This is a genomic window from Pseudomonas sp. LAIL14HWK12:I10 (genome assembly GCF_900184205.1).
GTDB lineage: Bacteria > Pseudomonadota > Gammaproteobacteria > Pseudomonadales > Pseudomonadaceae > Aquipseudomonas > Aquipseudomonas kermanshahensis.
In genome coordinates this window covers 177,707-199,300 of the sequence record NZ_FXWU01000002.1, presented here as the reverse complement: position 1 = coordinate 199,300, position 21,594 = coordinate 177,707, and the positions used below count along the sequence as shown (strand labels likewise).

Genomic DNA, 21,594 nt, shown 5'->3' with positions numbered 1-21,594 from the left:
GTTCTCGAACACCAGAATGCTGTCGAACAGCGCGTCACCGCCCTGCCCGGCCCAGCGCTGCACGTCGTACAGCGGGGTGTGCTCGAACTCGCGCAACGCCAGGTTGCAGCCTTGAACCTGGGCGATCCACTCGCCGACACGCTGCTCGGCGCGGGGTGAACCAATCACCGGCAGGGTGTTGATGAACAGGCCGATCTGCTCCTCAACGCCTGGCAAATCTGCCGGGCGGCCGGCCACGGTGGCGCCGAAGCAGACGCTGGCCTGGCCGGTATAGCGCTGCAACAGCAGCAGCCAGGCCGATTGCACCAGGGTGTTGACGGTGACGCGGTTAGCCCGGGCGAAGGCTTCGATGCGTGCGGTCTGCTCGGCATCGAGGGCCAGGCGATGATCACCGTAGCCGCTGCCCGCATCGCCTGCGCAACCGGCAATGGCCTGGGCCAGGCGCGTCGGCTCGTCGAGCGCGGCCAGCTGGGCCTGCCAGAAGGCTTGGGCAACTGCCGTATCCTGACGTTGCAGCCAGGCGATGTAATCCCGATAGTGCGTGGCCTGGAACCCGGTCGTCGGGCCAGCATAACGCTGCAGGACTTCGCCCAGCAGGCGCGAGGTGCTCCAGCCATCCATCAAAATATGGTGGTTGGTATAGATCAGGTGGTAACGGTCATCGTCGATACGGACCAGCACCAGGCGCAGCAGCGCCGGCTCATCAAGCGCAAAACCACGCTGACGCTCGTCTTCGGCCAATGCTTGCAGCGCCGCTTCGAGCGCTGGTGCTCCACGCCAGTCGTGCTCACTGAACGGCAGCGTCACCTGCTTTCGGACCACCTGCATCGCCTGGTCCAGGTCCCCTTCCCAGACAAACCCGGTGCGCAGAATGTCGTGCGCATCCAACGCCGCCTGCCAGGCCTGCTTGAAGCGCAGTACCTCCAGCCCCTCGACATCGACCCGCAACTGGTTGATGTAGTTACCGGCCTGTTGGTCGTAGAGCGTGTGGAACAGCATGCCCTGCTGCATCGGCGACAACGGATAGACATCGGCGATCGAAGCCGCCGCCACGGGCAGGTGGTCCAGTTGTACCTGGCTCAAACGTGCCAGCGGGAAGTCCGACGGGGTGAACCCGCGATGCCCGGGTACGCAGCAATGGGCAATCAACGCCTTGAGCTCTTCAGCGTACTCGTCGGCCAGGCGTTGCACTGTTGACGCATCGAACAACGCGCTGCTGAAGGTCCAGCCAAGTTTGAGCTCACCGGCATACACCTGACCGTTGATTGCCAGCAGATTGCTCAGTGGCGCGGCTTGGTCATGGGGGTCACCGCTGTACTCTTTAGCGGGAACGAACAGGCCTGCCTCATCGCCGAAGCTGCCGTCGAACTGGCCCAAGTAGTTGAAGACAATTTCACCCTGTGGCAACTGCGCCAGTGCCTGACGCTGTTCATCACTCCCCAGGAAGCGCAGCACACCATAACCAATGCCTTTTTCAGGCACCGCGCGCAGTTGCTCTTTGATCGCTTTGACCGAATCAGCCATGCCAGCGCTCGGGGTCAATTTCACCGGATAAACACTGGTGAACCATCCGACGGTGCGGGTCAGATCGAGGTCATCGAACACATCCTCCCGTCCATGCCCTTCCAAACGAACTACTACGTCCGGCTGCCCTATCCAGCGGCTAAGCACCCGCGCCAGCGCGGTCAGCAACAAGTCGTTGATCTGCGTGCGATAGGCCGCTGGCGCATCCTGCAAGAGCTGACGGGTGCAGGTTTTATCCAGGCGGGTCGTCACCGAGGTGGCATGCCTGACCAGGTTTTCGCCACCCGGATGGTCCACAGGCAACGACGCGCCTCGTGCCGTTTGCAGGCTACCTTGCCAATAGCTGACCTCATGCTCCAGCTCGACGCTGCTGGCATAGGCCTGCAAGCGTTGGGCCCAGGCCTGGAACGAACTGGTCTTGGCCGGCAAGCTCGGCGCTTGACCGGAACCCAGCGAGGCATAGGCCTGTTGCAAGTCTTCCAGCAATACCCGCCATGAAACACCGTCCACGACCAGGTGGTGGATCACCAGCAGCAACCGCTGGCTACCATCAGGCAGCAACGCCAGCACCGCACGCATCAACGGCCCTTGTTCCAGGTCGAGGCTACGTTGCGCCTCGTCGACAAGCCCGCGCAGCGCTTCGTCGTCGCGCAGCGTACGGGTCCACAACAACGCTGACGGCGCTGCTGTGCCGAAGCTGGCCGACCAATTGCCACCTGACGGTGCGAACTGCAAGCGCAGCGCATCGTGATGCGCAAGCAACGCGTGCAACGCCGCATTCAGTCGATCCGCTTCCAGTGCGGTATTCGGCGTGAGCAGCAACGACTGGTTCCAGTGATGGCGCTCTGGGATATCCGCATCGAAGAAACGACGCTGGATCGGGGTCAGTTGCATGTCGCCCACGACCAGGCCTTGGTCGATGCTCAAGCCTGCCGACAACCGGGCAACCGATGCCAGCCCCTGTACCGTCTGGTGCTCGAACAACTCCTTGGGCGTGAATTGAATGCCGGCCTGACGTGCCCGGCTGACCACTTGCAAGGAAATGATCGAGTCGCCGCCCAACTCGAAGAAGTTGTCGGCCAGCCCCACCTTGTCCAGTTTCAATACGTCCGCCCAGATCACTGCAATCGTACGCTGCAGGTCCGTTTGCGGTTCGAGGTAGGCCTGCTGTAACAGGCTGGCATCCGCGTGTGGCAGGGCTTTGCGGTCCAGCTTGCCATTCGGCGACAGCGGCAGCTGATCCAGGAACAGCAAGTGTGCAGGCACCATGTATTCAGGCAGTGCGGCCTTGAGTTCGACCCGCAGGGCATCACGCAGCGTCGACTGAGTATCAGGGCCGCCTTGCATCACCGATGACTCGGTCGGCACCACATAACCCACCAACTGGTGTCCCTGCGGCCCTGGCTGAGCCAATACCACGGCTTGACGCACACCTGGTAACGCCTGCAGGCGCGCTTCGATTTCACCCAGCTCGATACGCAACCCGCGGATCTTCACCTGGTGGTCGAGACGCCCGGCGTAGTCGATCACGCCGTCGGCGTTGTAACGCGCCAGGTCACCGGTGCGGTACAGGCGCTCACCCTCCGGGGCTCCAAACGGATCGGGGATGAACCGTTCTGCCGAGAGCTGGGCCTTGCGGTGATAACCGCGTGCCAGGGCTTTACCACCGATGTACAGCTCTCCACAGACGCCAACCGGCACCGGATTGAGGCCCGAGTCGAGAATATGGATCCGCGTATCAGGCAGCGCCTTGCCGATCTCGACGTCGCCCTGCCGAACGCTCAAACGCTCACTGTGAGTCGCATTGATCGTCGCCTCGACCGGGCCGTAACGGTTGAAGATTGCCACGTGCGGCAAGCACTCCAGGGCCCTGTTGAGCAGGTCATGGGTGATGGCCTCGCCACCAGAGAACAAACGCTTCAGGCTATGGCAGTGGGCAACGTGCTCCGCGTCGAGGAAACTCTTGAGCATGGACGGAATGAAGTGCAGGGTCGTGACGCCATGGGCACGAATCAGATCGATCAGAAGCGCCGGGTCACGCTGATCACCCTGCCGTGCCAGCAGCACCTTGGCACCACAGGTCAATGGCCAGAGCAGCTCCCACACGGACACGTCAAAGCTGAACGATGTTTTTTGCAGGACCACATCGTGCTCGTTGAGGCCATAGGCGTTCTGCATCCAGCGCAGGCGACCACAGAGTGCTTGCTGATCAACGCCTGCACCTTTCGGTTTGCCGGTCGAGCCAGAGGTGTAAATGACGTAGGCCAGGTTCTGCGCGACGCTGGTTTGCGTCAGGTTCTCGCCCGGGTAACCTGCAAATTCATCGTGTCGGTCGACGACAACGCAGTGCATCCGAGCCGGCACCGGTACGTGCGCAACCGATGATGCCTGCGTCAGCAACAGCTGAATATCACTGTCCTCGAGCATATAGGCCAAGCGGTCCTGCGGGTAGTCCGGGTCCAGCGGCACATAGGCGCCGCCCGCCTTGAGCACAGCCAGCAACCCCACCACCATCTCCAGGCTGCGCGCCATGGCGATACCGACCAGCACATCAGGGCCTACACCCAGCTCACGCAACCGGCCTGCCAGTTGGTTAGCCCTGTGGTTCAGCTCGGCATAGCTCAACGACTGCCCCTCGAAAAGCACCGCCACGGCGTCAGGCGTCCGTGCTACCTGCGCTTCGATCAACTGGCTGACACTCAGCTCATCGATGCTGACGGCGGCCTGGTAGTTCCAGTCCGAGACCATCAGGCGTGCTGCTTGCGGATCCAGCAGAGGCAGGTCGCCCAGTGCCGTGGTGGCATTGTCGACGAGCGCCTCGAGCAGATTGGCGAAGTGGCTGGCGACCCCTTGGATCGCTTGCGTACTCCACAGCGTTCGATCATGGGTGTAGCGGACGGACAGCACATTGCCGAGCCCGATTGCCACGCTGAGGGGGTAATTGGTCTGCTCCCGGTTAGCCACTTCCCCAAACTGCAAGCCGGCCGGCGCGCCTTGCTGGAGGGCTTCGGACACCGGATAGCTCTCGAACACCAGGAGGTTATCGAACAGTGCCTCCCCGCCCAGGCCTGCCCAGCGCTGCACCTCGTACAACGGCGTGTGCTCGAACTCACGCAGGGCAAGGTTGCTCGCTTGCACTTGGCTGATCCACTCAGCCACCGTCTGCTCCACGCGAGGGGAACCGATCACAGGCAAGGTGTTGATGAACAAGCCGATCTGTTCCTCCACACCCGGCAGGTCAGCCGGTCGCCCTGCTACCGTAGCGCCGAAGCACACGGTCGATTGCCCCGTATAGCGGTGCAGAAGCAGCATCCACGCAGATTGCATCAGCGTATTGACCGTGACCCGGTTAGCCCGGGCGAACGCTTCGACACGTGCGGTCTGCTCGCGGTCGAAAACCTGGTGGAAGGCTGCGTGACCAGATGCCTGCTCACCCGGCGCCATGCGTATCGCATGCACCAGACGCGTCGGTTGTTCCAGCGCCGTCAATTGCTCCTTCCAGAAGGTTTCAGCGGCAACCGCATCCTGGCGCTGCAACCACGCGATGTATTCGCGGTAATGCGCGCTCTGGGTCGGCAGTGCCTGACCGGCATAGCGCTGCAGCACTTCCCCCAACAGACGCGACGTACTCCAGCCATCCATCAGGATGTGATGATGCGTGCATATCAGATGATGACGTTGCTCACCGGTACGCACCAACACCAGGCGCAACAAGGGGGCTGCATCCAGCACGAAGCCGCGTTGTCGCTCACGCTCGGCCAACGCGTCCAGCGCTTGATCTGCCGTTGGCTGATTGCGCCAATCCTGTTCAGTGAACGGCAGCTCGACGTGCTTGCGTACGATCTGCACCGCGTGGTCCAGGTCTCCCTGCCAGACGAAACCGGTTCGCAGAATATCGTACGCCCCCAGCGCGCCCTGCCAGGCATGCTTGAAGCGCTCCACGTCCAGCCCGTCCACGTCTACACGGAGCTGGTTGATGTAGTTGCCGGCCGACTGCTCGTACAGCGTATGGAACAACATGCCCTGCTGCATGGGTGCCAGCGGGTAGATATCGGCGATCTCGGCGGCGGGTACCGGCAGGCTGTCCAGTTCGGCCTGGCTCAAGCGGGCCAGCGGGAAATCCGAAGGCGTGACTCCGCGATTGGCCGCTTGGCAGCAGTGGGTGATCAGCGCCTTGAGTTCCTGGGCATACTCATCAGCCAAGCGCTGAATGGTCGACGCGTCGAACAGTTCCCGGCTGAAGGTCCACCCCATTTTCAGCTCGCCCGCATAGACCTGCCCGTTCAGTGCCAACAGGCTGCCCAAGGGCGCCTCTTCGCTTTGATTGGCCCCGCCATCCTCCTTGGCTGGCGTGAAGACGCTGTCTTGCTCCTGGAAACTGCCGTCGAATTGCCCCAGGTAGTTGAAGACAATTTCACCCTGCGGCAGGCTCTCCAGCACCTGCCGGCTGTCATCGCTGCCAAGATAGCGCAGCAGCCCGTATCCAATACCCTTGTTGGGGACTGCCCGCAGTTGCTCCTTGATGTCCTTGATCGAGCTGTCGAGTTGCGCCTGAGCGGTCAAGGTCACCGGATAGATGCTGGTGAACCAACCCACGGTACGTGTCAGGTCCAGGTCGTCGAACACGTCCTCACGGCCATGCCCTTCCAGGCGCACCAGTACGTTAGTCCGCCCGGTCCAACGGGCCACCACACGCGCCAGCGCTGCGAGCAGCAGGTCATTGATCTGGGTGCGGTAGGCCATGGGCGCTTCATGCAAAAGCTTGCGCGTCCACTGTGCATCCAGATGGGTGCTTGCGTAGGCGGCGTGCCTGACCTGGTTACCGCCTTGCAGATGATCACGGGGCAAATCGTCGTCAGCATGCTGCAACTGTGCGTGCCAGTAGCTCAGCTCCTGAGCCAGATCGGCGCTTTTGCCGTACGCCTGCAGTCGTTCGGCCCAAGCCTTGTAGGCGCTGGTCTTGGCAGGCAATTCGACAGGCTGGCCGGCCGAGACTGACAGATAGGCCTGCTGCAGATCCTCAAGCAGTACACGCCATGACACACCGTCAACGACCAGGTGATGGACCACCAACAGCAGCCGTTGGTCACCATCAGGCAACGTGCCCAGCAATACCCGCATCAAGGGGCCACCGAGCGTGAAACTGCGCTGCGCATCACTGGCCGCGCGCAAAAGCGCGTCCATGTCACTGAACGAGCGATGCCACAGCACGTCCTGGGTATCGACATCGTTGAACGTGCCTTGCCAACTTCCGCCTGCCTGATCAAAACCCAGGCGCAGCGCGTCGTGGTGCTGCAGCACGTGTTGCAGTGCGGCACCCAGATGCTGCGGGTCGATGCTTACGCTGGGTGCCAGCAGTACCGACTGGTTCCAATGCTCAGGCTGGGGCATCGCCTGATCGAAGAACCAGTGCTGAACAGGTGTCAGCGGCGAGGTACCGGTGACTGCGCCTTGGTCGATGACAACGTTATCGGCACAGCGCGCAACCGATGCCAAGCCTTGTACGGTCTGGAATTGGAACAATTGCTTGGGCGTGAACTGGATGCCTGCTTGGCGCGCACGGCTGACCACCTGCAAGGAAATGATCGAGTCGCCACCCAGCTCGAAGAAGTTATCGGTCAGCCCGACCTTTTCCAGTTTCAACACACCCGCCCAGACCGCAGCAATACTGCGTTCCAGTTCGGTACGAGGCTCAAGGTACTGGGCTTGGAACACGCTGGTATCGGGCTGTGGAAGCGCCTTGCGATCCAGCTTGCCATTGGGCGTCAGCGGCAACGCGTTGAGGAACACAAGCTGCGCCGGGACCATGTACTCCGGCAGGCTTTGCTTGAGCTGGCCACGCAACGCATCACGCAGCGCTGACTGCTGCTCGAGTGTGTGCATCACGGCATCATCGGCCGGTACCACATAGCCCACCAATTGCTTGCCACTTGGGCCATCCTGAGCCAACAGGACCGCTTCGCGGACGGCCTCCTGGGCCTGCAGCCGCGCCTCGATCTCACCCAGCTCGATACGGAAGCCACGGACCTTCACCTGGTGATCGATGCGACCGGCATACTCGATCAGCCCGTTTTCCTGGTAGCGGGCGAGGTCGCCGGTACGGTACATCCTGCCGCCGCCCTGCTCATCGAACGGGTCGGGAATGAAGCGTTCGGCTGTCAGGCCTGGGCGGCCGAGATAACCCCGTGCCAACCCCGCACCGGCCATGTACAGCTCGCCGTTTACACCTACCGGTACCGGCATTACCGCTTCACTCAGCAGATAAACCGCACTGTTGGCGATCGGCCGGCCAATGTTGGCTTTGCCATTGGCGCAACGCAGGGCAAAGGTGGAGTAGGTCGTGTCCTCGGAAGGGCCGTACAGGTCATACACCTGTTGCACATGCCCGGTCGCGTACAAGTCGTCGACCAGCGACTGCTTCAGCGCTTCCCCGGCAAGGTTGATGGTGCGAACGGTTGCCGGCAAGGCATCGGTCTCAAGCAGCATCTTGATTGCCGAAGGTACGGTGTTGACCAGGCGTACGCGGTCTTTGGCCGCCAGGTGTGGCAGCTCCAGCGCGTTGGCAGCAAGCACCGCGTAGCCTCCGGCCGACAGCGTGACGAACAGCTCCCACACCGACAGGTCGAAACAGATTGAGGTCGAGGCCAGCACACCGCACAGGTCCTCTTGGCTGTAAACCGTCAGTGCCCAACCAATCAGCGCCGTTACGTTGCGGTGCTCGATCAGAACACCCTTGGGTTTGCCTGTAGACCCAGAGGTATAGATGCTGTAGGCCAAATTGCCCGGTTCGGTCAGGCAGACCGGATCGGTTACCGGGTATGCCTGCAGCGACAACTGATCCAGCAACAAAGTCCTGGCATGGAACTCCTCAGGCATGCGCGCAAGCAGGTGCGACTGGGACAACAGCAAGACCGACTGGCTGTCCTCAAGCATGTACTCGATACGGTCCTGCGGGTATTCAGGATCGAGCGGCACATAGGCGCCACCCGCCTTGAGGATTGCCAGTAGGCCAACCACCATTTCAGGGCTGCGCTCCATAGCGATGCCCACCAGCACATCCGGGCCTACCCCCTGCTCACGAAGCCTGTGCGCCAACTGGTTGGCCCGTTCGTTCAGCGTTGCATAACTCAACACCTGTTCGCCAAACAACAAAGCCGGGGCGTCGGGTGACACACGCACCTGAGTTTCGAACAATTGGTGCATGGCTTTATCGGCAGGGTAATCCGCTTGCGTGCTGTTCCAGTCGCTGATGACGCGTTGCTGCTCTTGCGGGCTCAGCATCGACAAGCCTGCAACAGGCTGGTGCGGCTGCCCTGCGATGCTGACGAGCAAGTTCAGCCAATGCCCTGCCATGCGCTCGATGGTGGCCGCATCGAACAGATCGGTCGCATACGTCAACGCCGCGCTGATACCCGCTTCGTGCTCGAACGTGTCCAGTGCCAGGTCGAACTTGGCCACATGGCTCTCAGCCGCCAACTCCTCCATCAGCAGGCCTGGCAGGTTGCGCCCTTCGCTTTTTTTGGTCTCGGTCTGGTGGTTGTACATCACCTGGAACAACGGGCTGTGGCTGAGGCTGCGCTCCGGCTGCAAAGCTTCGACCAGTTGTTCGAAAGGCAAATCCTGATGCGCCTGCGCGCCCAAAGCACGTTGCCTGACTTGCTCCAGCAGCTCGGTAAAGGTGATGCCCAGGTCGAACTCGGCACGCAGCACCTGGGTATTGACGAAGAAGCCCGCCAAGCGCTCCGTCTCGGCACGGTTGCGGTTGGCGATCGGAACGCCCACGCGGATATCCGCCTGCCCTGAGTAGCGGTGCAGCAGCGTTTGAAAGCTGGCGAGCAACAGCATGAACAGTGTCACGCCCTGCTGCTGCGCCAATTGCTTGAGCGAACCGACCAGTTCCCCGTCCAAAGGGATTTCCAACCGTGCGCCCTGTTGGCTGTGGACCGCTGGGCGAGGACGATCGGTCGGCAACTCCAGCACCGGTTGCTCATCACCCAACTGTGCTTTCCAGTAGGTAAGTTGCCGGTCCTGTTCACCCGCCTGCATCCAGGCCCGCTGCCAAATGGCGTAGTCGGCGTACTGGATCGGCAACGCCGGCAACTGCACGTCGCGGCCTTGGCTGAACCCTTCATAAAGCTTGACCAGGTCTTGCACCATCACCGGCAAGGACCACCCGTCAGCCACGATGTGGTGCAACGTCAGTGTGAGCACGTGCTCTTGCGCCCCCAACTGCAACAGCCTGGCCCGCATCAGTGGCCCATGTTCCAGGTCGAAGGGCAGCTGGGCCTCAGCTTCAAGGCAGGCACGAACAGAAGGCGCAGTGGCCTCCACAGGCTCCACGACCAGCGCGAACGGCATGTGCGGATGAAGGACCTGTACCGCCTGTTCACCCTCCAGCCGGAAGGTGGTACGCAGCGTTTCGTGGCGGTCGATCAACGACTCGAAACTGCGCTGCAAAGCGCTGATGTCCAGTGCACCGGTGAATTTCAAGGCAGCAGGAATGTTGTAGGCAGAACTTTGCGGCTCCAGCTGCCAAAGGAACCATTGCCTTTGCTGAGCAAAGGAAAGCGGTATCGGGTCGACATCGCCACGGCTCTGCGGGATCGGTAACTGCGCAAGGCTCATGCCCTTCGATGCGAGCTTTTCAAGAAAGAGCTTGCGCTGGGGCAGGGGCAGGCCAATGAAGCGTTTTACCAGTTCCAAGTTTCTGTTATCCGTTTGCATCTCAAACTGCCTCAAGCTCGCTCATGAAGTCCTGGAGGTCGTCCAGGTCTGCATCGGTATTGGTATTCAAGCCACTGATCATGGCTGCGTATGCCTGCAGGTTTTGGGCCTGGAACAGCAAGGCGAGCGGCAAGTTGATGCCCAGCTCAACCTGCAGGCGAGCCATCACCTGGGTCGCCAGCAAGGAGTGGCCACCCAGTTCAAAGAAGTTGTCGTAAAGGCCCACCTTGTCCAGCTTCAGCACATCGGCCCAGACCGCTGCGATCCGTTGCTCCAATGCACTTTGTGGCGCCGTGAACTGGCCCTGCAGCAGGCTGGCATCCGGTTGCGGCAGCGCCTTGCGGTCCAGCTTGCCGTTGCCGGTCAGCGGCAAGCTGGCGAGGAACAGCACCTGAGTCGGCACCATGTATTCCGGCAGGCTTGCCTTGAGCGCTTCGCGCAGGGAAGCCCGCAGCACAACCTGGCCTTCGAGGCTGTCCAGGACCGCGCTGTCGACGGGTACCACATACCCCACCAACTGTTTGCCATGCGGGCCATCCTGGGCAACCACCACCCCCTGGCGCACTGCGCCCTGCTCCTGAAGGCGTGCTTCGATCTCACCCAACTCGATACGGAAACCACGAATCTTCACCTGGTGATCGATGCGCCCCAGGTACTCGATCACGCCATCACCGCCATAGCGGGCCAAGTCTCCCGAGCGGTACAGGCGGCCACCGTGGCTATCGAATGGGTTCGGTACGAAACGTTCTGCAGTCAACGCCGGGCGACCGTGATAGCCACGTGCCAGGCCCTCCTGGCCAATCATCAGCTCACCCTGGCTACCGGGCACGATCGTGTTTAACGCGCCGTCCAGCAGGTACCAACTCAGGTCAGGAATCACCTCGCCAATCGGGCTGCTGCCAACCTGCTTGAGATCATCCCGACGGATTGGCCGATAGGTCACATGCACCGTGGTCTCGGTGATGCCATACATGTTGATCAGGCGCGGCTGGTGGTCACCGAAAACGTCGAACCAGGGCTTGAGGCTGCTCACATCCAACGCCTCACCGCCAAACACCACATGCCGCAGTGCCAGCTGGTTGCCAGCCTGCGCTGCGTTGCAGGCCAGCGGGATCAGTTGCTGAAACGCCGAGGGCGTCTGGTTCAGGACTGTGACCTGCTCGCTGACCAACAACGCATGGAAATCTTGCGGTGAACGCGCCACATCCCTCGGCACAATGACCGCCTTGCCGCCATACAGCAGCGCGCCGTACAGCTCCCACACTGAAAAGTCGAACGCGTAGGAGTGGAATACCGTCCATACGTCGCTGGCATCGAACCGGAACCAGTCCTGGGTCGCCGCGAACAAGCGCACCACGTTATGGTGCGCCAGCAGCGCACCCTTGGGTTTGCCCGTGGAACCCGAGGTGTAGATCACATACGCCAGGTTCTGCGGTGATACCACGCGATCCAGGTTCGCCTCGCTGTAGTCGGCCAGCGCCCTATCGTCCAGGTTCACGGTCTGCATGCCTGGCGTAATCGGCAAGGCATCGCGCACGTGGCTTTGGGTCACCAACAAGCCGATGGCACTGTCCTCGAACAGGTAGGCAAGGCGATCCTGGGGGTATTCCGGGTCCAGCGGCACATAAGCGCCGCCCGCCTTGAGGATGCCGAGCAGGCCGACGACCATGTCCAGGCTGCGCTCCACGGCAAGCCCCACCAGTACGTCGGGCCCGACACCCAGTTCGCACAGTTTGTGCGCCAAGCGGTTGGCGCGGCGGTTCAATTCGCCGTAGCTCAGTGTCTGGCCGGCAAAACTCAAGGCGGGTGAATTCGGCGACAACGCGACCTGGGCTTCGATCAACTGATGAAGCGTGTGCTCGCTGGGGAATTTCGCCGGGTTGCGGTTCCAGTCCTGAATGATTCGGGCCTGCTCCTGTTCTGCCAGCAGAGGCAGATCGGCAACGCGCTGCTGTGGTTCGTGAACAATCCCCTGCAGCAGGTTCAGCCAGTGCCGGGCCATGTGTTCGATAGTCTTAGCCTCGAACAGGTCAGTGGCATAGGTCAGCGCAGCACTGATGCCTTGCTCATGCTCGAAGGTGTCCAAGGTCAGGTCGAACTTGGCCGTGTGGCTGTCCCAGGCCAGTTCTTCCATTTCCAGCCCCTGCAGACGGCGGCGCTCGCCTTTGGCCTGGGTCTGGTGGTTGTACATCACCTGGAACAAAGGGCTGTGACTGAGGTTGCGCTCGGTCTGCAGGGCCTCCACCAGTTGCTCGAACGGCAGGTCCTGGTGCGCCTGAGCACCCAGCACACGTTGCTTGACCTGTTGCAGCAGCGCAGTGAAGGTCATCTGCAGGTCGAATTCTGCGCGCAGCACTTGAGTGTTGACGAAGAAGCCGATCAGCCGCTCGGTCTCGACCCGATTACGGTTGGCGACGGGCACACCGACACGGATATCGCACTGCCCGCTGTAGCGGTGCAGCAATGCCTGGAAGCTGGCCAGCAACACCATGAAGGGCGTCGCGCCCTGTTGCTGGGCCAACTGCTTCAGCGCGCCAGCCAGCGTGCTGTCGATTGCCACAGTAACGCGGGCGCCGTGGTAGCTGCTGGTCGTGGGCCGCGGCCGGTCGGTGGGCAGCGCCAGCACGGGCTGTTCGTCACCCAGTTGCTCGGTCCAGTAGGCGAGCTGTCGCGCCTGCTCGCCGGCCTCCATCCAGTTTCGCTGCCAGATGGCGTAGTCGGCGTACTGCACCGGCAGCACAGGCAGCTCCACCGCCTGCCCTTGGCTGTAGCCTTGGTAGAGCTGCACCAGTTCATTGATCATCAGCGGCATCGACCAGCCGTCAGACACGATGTGGTGCAGGGTCAGCACCAGCACCTGTTCGCCCGGCATCAGCCCCAGCAACTTCACCCGCAACAGCGGGCCCGTTTGCAGGTCGAAGGGCAGATGGGCTTCGCGCTCGACGTGACGACGCACGTTGGCGTCATCGGCCTGCTCCAGCTGTTCGAACATCAATTCGAAGGGGGTGTGCGCATGGACCACTTGTACGGCCTGCTCGCCTTCCAGGCGGAAGGTGGTGCGCAATGTCTCGTGACGGGCGATCAACGCCTCGAAGCTGCGCTGCAGGGCAGCAGTGTCCAACTGCCCTTTGAAGCGCAAGACGGACGAGAGGTTGTACGCGGTACTCACCTCCCCCAGTTGCGACAGTATCCACAGCCGCTGCTGGGCATAGGACAGCAGTACCGGCTCTTCTGGATCCCTCGGGAAGATCGGCGTGACCCCATACAGGTTGACGCCTTGTTTCTTGAGCAAGGCTGCCAACGCCTTACGTTTTTGGGTGGACAACGATACGACCGTATCGAGCAGCTCTTGCACAGGGAGTCTCCTAAGAAATCAGCTCTTCAATTTCCTCCGTAGGTAGACGATTGAGCACTGGCAAGGATTTAGATGGAAATTCGCGCCGCTTACCGTGTGGGCGCCGGTTGGCCGGCTCCCACACGGTCCCTGCTAAGTCAAAAAGCTAGGAAACCAGCTCATCGAGCTCTTCCGTGCTCAAGCTGTCGAGCAACGCCAGGGACTTGGCCAACTGGTCCTGGGTAGCGTCGATGACGGGCGCCTTGGCTTCAAGCTGGCGGCTGAAGTCAGCCAGGACAGGGAACTCGAAGAGCTCTTTCAGCTCGGCCGAAACACCGGCTTGCTCCTGGATGCGCACGATCACCGAAGTCGCCAACAGGGAATGGCCACCTAGCGCGAAGAAGTTGTCAGTGAGGCCGACCTTCTCCAGCTTCAGTACATCGGCCCAGATCGCTGCGATCTGTTGCTCCATTTCGGTCTGGGGTTCGATGTATTCGCCTTGCAGCAAACTGGCATCCGGTTGCGGCAGGGCCTTGCGGTCCAGCTTGCCGTTCGGTGTTACCGGCAGCGTGCTCAGCAACAGCAGGTGCGCGGGCACCATGTAATCCGGCAGGCCGGCCTTGAGGGCTTCACGCAGGCTGTCGCGCAACGCGCCCTCGTTTTGCGTGCTGTCGGCGGGTACCACATAGCCCACCAACTGTTTGCCGCTCGGCCCGTCCTGGGCCAGCACCACCGCTTCCTGCACCGCTGGCAATTCCAGCAGGCGCGCTTCGATTTCACCCAGCTCCATACGCAACCCGCGGATCTTCACCTGGTGGTCGAGACGCCCGGCGTAGTCGATCACGCCGTCGGCGTTGTAACGCGCCAGGTCACCGGTGCGGTACAGGCGCCCGCCGTTATCGCTGAACGGGTCCGGCACGAAGCGCTCGGCCGTCAGCGCCGGGCGCTGGTGATAACCACGTGCCAAACCTACGCCGCCCAGGTACAGCTCGCCGGCACTGCCGCGTACCGCCGGTTGCAGGCTGCCTTCGAGGATGTGGGTCTTGAGGTTGTCGATCGGCTGGCCGATCGGCACGCTGATGCTCTCGTCTGGGCGGCAGGTCCAGTGGGTGACGTCGATGGCCGCTTCGGTCGGGCCGTACAGGTTGTACAGGCCGGCGGCTGGCAGGCGTTGCAGGGTCTGGCGCGCGAGCTCGGCCGGCAGTGCCTCGCCACTGCACACCACGCGCTTGAGGCTGCGGCAGCTTTCCACCGCTTCGTGGGTCATGAACGCCTGCAGCATCGACGGCACGAAGTGCAAGGTGCTGATGGCGTACTGGTTGATGGTGTCGACCAGCAACTGCGGGTCGCGGTGGGCACCCGGCTGAGCCATGACCAGGCGCGCGCCGGTCATCAGCGGCCAGAAGAACTCCCACACCGACACGTCGAAGCTGAACGGGGTTTTCTGCAGCACACTGTCGCTGGCGTCCAGGCCATAGGCTTTCTGCATCCACCACAGGCGGTTAACCAGTGCCTGGTGGCTGTTGCCGGCGCCTTTCGGGCGGCCGGTGGAGCCGGAGGTGTAGATCACATAGGCGAGGTTCAGCGGGGCTACGTCGATGCCAGGATTGGCATCGCTGTAGCCATCGAGGTTTTCGCTGTCCAGGTCCAGGCTGTGCAGGCCGACGGGGATCGGCAGGGCATCGCGCAGGTGCGACTGGGTCAGCAGCAAGGCAATGCCGCTGTCCTCGAACATGTAGCTCAAGCGGTCCAGCGGGTATTCCGGGTCCAGCGGCACATAGGCGCCACCGGCTTTGACGATACCCAGCAAGCCGATGACCATCTCCAGGCTGCGCTCCATGGCGATGCCCACCAGCACGTCCGGGCCCACGCCGAGTTCACGCAGCTTGTGCGCCAGCTGGTTGGCTTTGCCATTGAGTTCGGCGTAGCTCAGGGTCTGCTCGCCGAACACCAACGCCGGGGCGTCCGGGGTGGCGAACACCTGGGCTTCGATCAGTGAGTGGATACTGCGCTCATTCGGGTACGCCGCGAGGGTGTCGTTCCAACCCTCGACCATCATCTGCTGCTCTTGCAGGCTCAGCATCGGCAGCTCGCCGACTACTGCATCCGCATCGGCGACCAATGCCTGCAGCAGGCGGGTGAAATAACCCGCCAACCGGCCAATGCTCTCGTCGCTCCACAGGGCACGGTCGTGGCTGTATTGCATCGACAGGGTCGCGCCCAGTTCTACTACCAGCGTCAGCGGGTAGTTGGTCTGCTCTTGCACAGCCACGTCGCCAAAGCGCAACCCGCCCGGCGCGCCTTGTTGCAGCGCCTCGGACACCGGGTAGTTCTCGAACACCAGAATGCTGTCGAACAGCGCGTCACCGCCCTGCCCGGCCCAGCGCTGCACGTCGTACAGCGGGGTGTGCTCGAACTCGCGCACGGCCAGGTTGCAAGCCTGCACCTGGCTGATCCACTCGGCTACAGTCTGCTCAGCACGGGGCGCGCCAATCACCGGCAGGGTGTTGATGAACAGGCCGATCTGCTCTTCCACCCCGGCGAGGTCCGCGGGGCGGCCGGCCACCGTGGCGCCGAAGCACACGCTGGCCTGACCGGTGCAGCGCTGCAACAGCAGCAACCAGGCCGATTGCACCAGGGTGTTGACGGTAACGCGGTTTGCCCGGGCGAAGGCTTCGATGCGTGCGGTCTGGTCGGCATCGAGGGCCAGGCGATGATCACCGTAGCCGCTGCCCGCATCGCCTGCGCTACCGGCAATGGCCTGGGCCAGGCGCGTCGGCTCGTCGAGCGCGGCCAGCTGGGCCTGCCAGAAGGCTTCGGCGACCGCCGCGTCCTGGCCTTGCAGCCAGGCGATATAGTCGCAGTAGTGCGTGGTCTGGGCCTTTGGCGCCATGCCTGTGTAACGTTGCAGCACTTCGCCCAGGAGGCGTGAGGTGCTCCAGCCATCCATCAAGATGTGGTGGTTGGTGTAGATCAGGTGGTGGCGGGCTTCGCCCGTTTGCACCAGCACCAGGCGCAGCAGCGGCGCTTCGGTCAGGTCGAACGCTTGTTGGCGCTCGCCTTCGGCCAGCGCCTGCAGGGCCTGCTCAAGCGCCGGCTGGCCACGCCAGTCATGCTCGCTGCACGGCAACGCCACCGATTTGCGCACCACCTGCACGGCCTGCTCCAGCTCGCCCTGCAGGACGAAACCGCTGCGCAGGATGTCATGGGCATCGAGCGCGGCCTGCCAGGCCTGCTTGAAGCGCTGCACATCCAGCCCCTCGACATCGACCCGCAACTGGTTGATGTAGTTGCCGGCCTGTTGGTCGTAGAGCGTGTGGAACAGCATGCCCTGCTGCATCGGCGACAGCGGATACACATCGGCGATCTGCGCTGCAGGTACAGGCAAGCTGTCCAACTGGCCCTGGGTGAGCGCGGCCAATGGGAAGTCTGAAGGCGTCACGCCGTGGTGCTGCGCCTGGCAGCAATGCTCGACCAACTCGGCCAGTGCCTGCTCGTAGGCCTGGGCCAGCTGCTGGATGGTTTCCGCGCGGTAGACGTCGTCGCTGTAGGTCCACTCCATGAACAGCTCGCCGCCATACACCTGGCCGGTGATGCTCAGCCAGTTGCCCAGTTGCGCACCGGCGCATTGGGTACGCCCGGCGCTTTCGCCGCTCGGGCTGAACACGGCAGCATCGTCGGTCGTGAAACTGCTGTCGAACTGGCCCAGGTAGTTGAAGGTGACGCGTGGCTGCGCAGTGCCGCTGAGCCGCTCACGTACCGGGGTGTCGCCCAGGTAACGCAGCAAGCCGTAACCGATGCCCTTGTCCGGCACCGCGCGCAATTGCTCTTTGATTGCCTTGATCGACGGGCCCAGCGCCTGGCCAGGGGCAAGGCGTACCGGGAACACGCTGGTGAACCAACCCACCGTGCGGCTGAGGTCAAGGTCGTCGAACAGGTCTTCGCGGCCATGGCCTTCCAGTTGCACCAGCACCTCGTCCTGCGCGCTCCACTGGCACAGGGTACGCGCCAGCGCGGTCAGCAGCAGGTCGTTGACCTGGGTGCGGTAGGCGGCGGGTGCCTGCTTCAGCAACTGGGCGGTACGCGCGGCATCCAGGCGCGATGCAGCGGTACGGGCATGCTGGTTGCCCAGGCTGCCCTGCGGGTTGTCACGCGGCAGTTCTGCCGGGCTGCCTTGCAGCACCTGCTGCCAGTAGTCGGCCTGGGCGTGCAGCGCTGGGCTGCTGGCGTGAGTGACCAGGCGCTCGGCCCAGGTTTTCACACCGCAGGTTTTGGCCGGCAGGCTAACGACTTGCCCGTTCAGGCGTTGCTGGTAAGCCTCTTGCAGATCCTCCAGCAGTACCCGCCATGACACGCCGTCTACCACCAGGTGGTGAATGACCAACAGCAAACGCTGCTGGCCATCGGCGACGTCGAACAGTTCGGCACGCAGCAGCGGCCCGTGCTCCAGGTCGAGGCTGGCTTGCGCCTGAGTGCCCGCAGCGTCCAGTTCGCTCAACGCCAAGAGGCTGCGCTGGCGCAGCACCGGCGAAGCGTCCAGGGCCTGGAAGCGGGCCTGCCACGGGCCGTTCTGGCGGCTGAAGCGCAGGCGCAAGGCATCGTGCTGTTCCAGCACCGCACGCAGGGCCGACTCCAGGTGCTCCACTTGCACACGCTGGGCCGGTTTCAGCAGCACCGACTGGTTCCAGTGCGCAGGCTGGGCGATGTCCATCTCGAAGAAACGCACCTGGGCCGGCAGCAGCGCCACCTCACCGCGGGTCGCGGTATCCACGGGGGCTGCAAGCGGTTGCTTGGCTTCGATGCGCTTGGCGACCTGGGCCAGTTGGCCAACGGTCTGCTGTTCGAACAGCTGCTTGGGGGTGATCTTGATGCCTTGGCGCTTGGCCCGGGCAATGATCTGCAGGCTGAGGATGGAGTCGCCACCCAACTCGAAGAAGTTGTCGCTGCTGCCCACGCGTTCCAGCTTGAGCACATCGGCCCACACGGCGGCGAGCTTCTCTTCGACCTCGCCTTCTGGGGCCACATAGCCGCGGCTTACCGCGCCCGGTGTGGGCAAGGCACGCTTGTCGAGCTTGCCGTTGGCGGTCAGTGGCAGGCGCTCGAGCAACAGGATGTGTGCGGGCACCATGTAGTCAGGCAGGCGCGTTTGCAGGTGCGCCTGCAACTGCTGCGTGCTCATGCCCCCTTCAGCCACCACGTAGGCCACCAACTGCAGGCGCTCGGCATCGCCTTCCAGCGGCACGGCCAGGACCACGGCGTCGCTGACACCGGGCAGCCCGGCGATGACTCGGCCGATTTCACCCGGCTCGACGCGATAGCCACGGATTTTCACCTGGTCATCGGCACGCCCGATGAATTCGATCAGGCCTTCAGCACTCATTCGCGCTCGGTCGCCCGTGCGGTACAGGCGGGCGCCACCCGCAGCCGGTACAAAGCGCTCGGCCGTCAGCCCCGGCTGGCTCAGGTAGCCCTGAGCAACACCCTGCCCACCCAGGTACAGCTCGCCGACCACGTGCGGCGCCAGCGGGTTGAGGTAACCATCGAGCACCTGGGCGCAGGCATTGCCCAGCGGGCGACCGACCGGCACCGTGCGGCAGCCTTGCAGACGCTGGCCTGGCTCGAAGGTCAGCACGCCGACCGTGGTCTCGGTCGGGCCGTAGTGGTTGATGACCCGGCACCCCGGGCGCAACTCACGGACTTTTTCCAACAGGCTCCAGGGGCACGCTTCGCCGCCCAGAATCAACGCTTCAGCAGGCAGCACCTCGGCGGCGCGGGACGCTTGCAGCAGGCCTTGCAGGTGGCTTGGCACCAGCTTCACCACGCCCACCTGGTGCTGCGCCATGTAGCTGGCAAACCCGTCGGGGTCGAAGGCCAGTTCCTGCGGCAACAAATGCAGCAGGCGGCCCGAGGCCAGGGCACCGAACAGCACGGTGTGGCCCAGGTCGGCGGCGGTGGTGGACACCATGGCCATGCTCGCGCCGGCGGGCAGTTGCAGGCGCTCCAGCACGGCTTGGATGTAGCTGGCCAGCGACCCGTGGCTGACCACCACGCCTTTCGGCTGGCCGGTCGAGCCCGAGGTGTAGATGAGGTAGGCCGGCTGTTCAGGGCTGACTGCAACCGCTACTCGGCTGTCGCTGCAGCCTGCCCAGGTGGCGGGTTCACAGGCAACCGCCTGTACCCCGTCGAGGCCCGCGAAGCGTGTATCGCTCGGCTCATGCAGCAGCACGGCAGCGCCACTGTCGACGATCAACTGCTGCAAGCGCTCTTGCGGCTGCTGGGTGTCCAGCGGCAGGTAAGCGGCCCCGGTCTTGAGGACTGCCAGCAAGGCCGTAACCCACTCGATGGAGCGCGGCAGGCACAGGGCAACGATGCTGCCGGCACCGACGCCGCGCTGGCGCAGGTAGTCGGCCACGCGGTTGGACGCAGCGTCCAGCCCGGCCTGGGTCATGAAGCGGTCACCTGCACGCACGCCACCCTGGGCCTGCCCTTGGGCCATCGCCTGGTGCCACAGGGCAAGGAAGTCGCGGTGCGGGTAAGCTGCTGGCGCGGCCTGCTGCTGCGCCGCCACTTCAAGGTGTTCGACGATCGGCGTGTGCGGGGCGTGGCTGAGCACGTCCAGCACGCGCCGCAGCGAATCCGCCAGGCGCTGAATGGTGGCCTGCTCGAACAGGTCGGTGGCGTAGGTGAAGTACCCCTCGATGCCTTCGGGTTTGTCCGAGAAGTCGAAGGCCAGGTCAAAGCGCGCATCGCCTCCTTCGCGGGCAAAGCCTTCTACCTCCAGCTCGCCCAGGCGCTTGCGCGAGGGGTCGCCGGCCGCCACGTGCTGGTTGATCTTGAACTGGAACAGCGGGTTGTGGGCCAGGTTGCGCTCTGGCAGCAAGGCATCCACCAAGTGCTCGAACGGCAGCTCCTGATGCGACTGGGCGCCGCCGATCACGTCCTTGACCTGCTCCAGCAGCGCAGCGAAGGTCGCGCGCTCGTCCACTTGCACGCGCAGCACTTGGGTATTGATGAAGAAGCCGATCAGGCCTTCCAGCTCTTTGCGGTTACGCCCGGCATTCGGTGCGCCGATGCGGATGTCCGACTGCCCGCTGTAGCGCGACAGCACCACCGCCATGGCCGCCAGCATCAGCACGAATACGGTGTGGCCGCCCTTGCGTGCCTGGGCGCGCAAAGCCTCGGCCTGCTCGGCGCCGATGTTCAGCTTGAGCACCGCGCCGCGATAGCTCGGCGTGGCCGGCCGCTCGAAGTCCAGCGGCAGGCTCAGCAACGGCTGCTCGTCACCCAGTTGCGCCTGCCAGTACGCCAGCTGGCGCTGGGCCTCACCGGCCTCCAGCCAGGCACGCTGCCAGATCGCATAATCGGCGTACTGGATCGGCAGGGCCGGCAATTCGGCCTGGCGGCCTTCAGCCAACGCGGTGTACAACTGGATGAACTCCTGCACCAGCAGGTCGCTCGACCAACCGTCGGAGATGATGTGGTGCATGCTCAGGGCCAGCACATGGTGCTCGGCGTCCACGCGCAGCAGCGTAACCCGCATCAACGGCCCGGCCAGCAGGTCGAACGGCTGCTTCAGCGCGGCATCGACAGCCAGGCTCAAGGCGGCTTCATCGTCCTGGCACTCGACCACGTCCAGCAGCAGCGGGCAGGCGTCGAGAATGTCCTGATGGAGCTCGCCCTCGTCCGAGACGAAGCGGGTACGCAGCGACTCGTGACGGCTGACCAGCGCATCCAGCGCCTGCTGCAATACCGCCAGGTCGAGTACGCCCTTGAGGCGCACGGCCATCGGCACGTTATAGGCCGGGCTATCGGGCTCCAACTGCCACAGGAACAGCAAGCGCTGCTGGGCAAACGACAACGGAATGCGCGCCAGGCCCTGGCGTGCGGGCACGATGGGCAACAGGCGGAAGCTTTGCCCAGTGGCCTGCATTTTCTCCAGGATCTGCTGACGCTGCTCCACAGGGAGGCCGACGAAGCGTTGGGCAATGCGTTGTGCTGCAGTGAGTTCCATG

General features: G+C 63.3%; 3 protein-coding genes. All 3 read right to left on the bottom strand.

Going from position 1 to position 21,594, the window contains the following annotated elements; genetic code table 11:
• Positions 1-10,227 (bottom strand): non-ribosomal peptide synthetase (locus tag QOS90_RS04845; protein ID WP_256577351.1); only part of this gene is annotated, 10,227 nt, incomplete at its 3' end.
• Positions 10,228-10,249: 22 nt separating this feature from the next.
• A complete protein-coding gene (locus QOS90_RS04840; protein WP_085272451.1) occupies positions 10,250-13,603 on the bottom strand; it encodes a non-ribosomal peptide synthetase in 3,354 nt (1,117 codons plus the stop codon).
• Between the two features lie 145 nt (positions 13,604-13,748).
• On the bottom strand, positions 13,749-21,593 hold the full coding sequence (locus tag QOS90_RS04835; protein WP_283600504.1) for a non-ribosomal peptide synthetase: 7,845 nt from the start codon (positions 21,591-21,593) through the stop codon (positions 13,749-13,751).
• Between the last annotated feature and the right edge of the window lies 1 nt (position 21,594).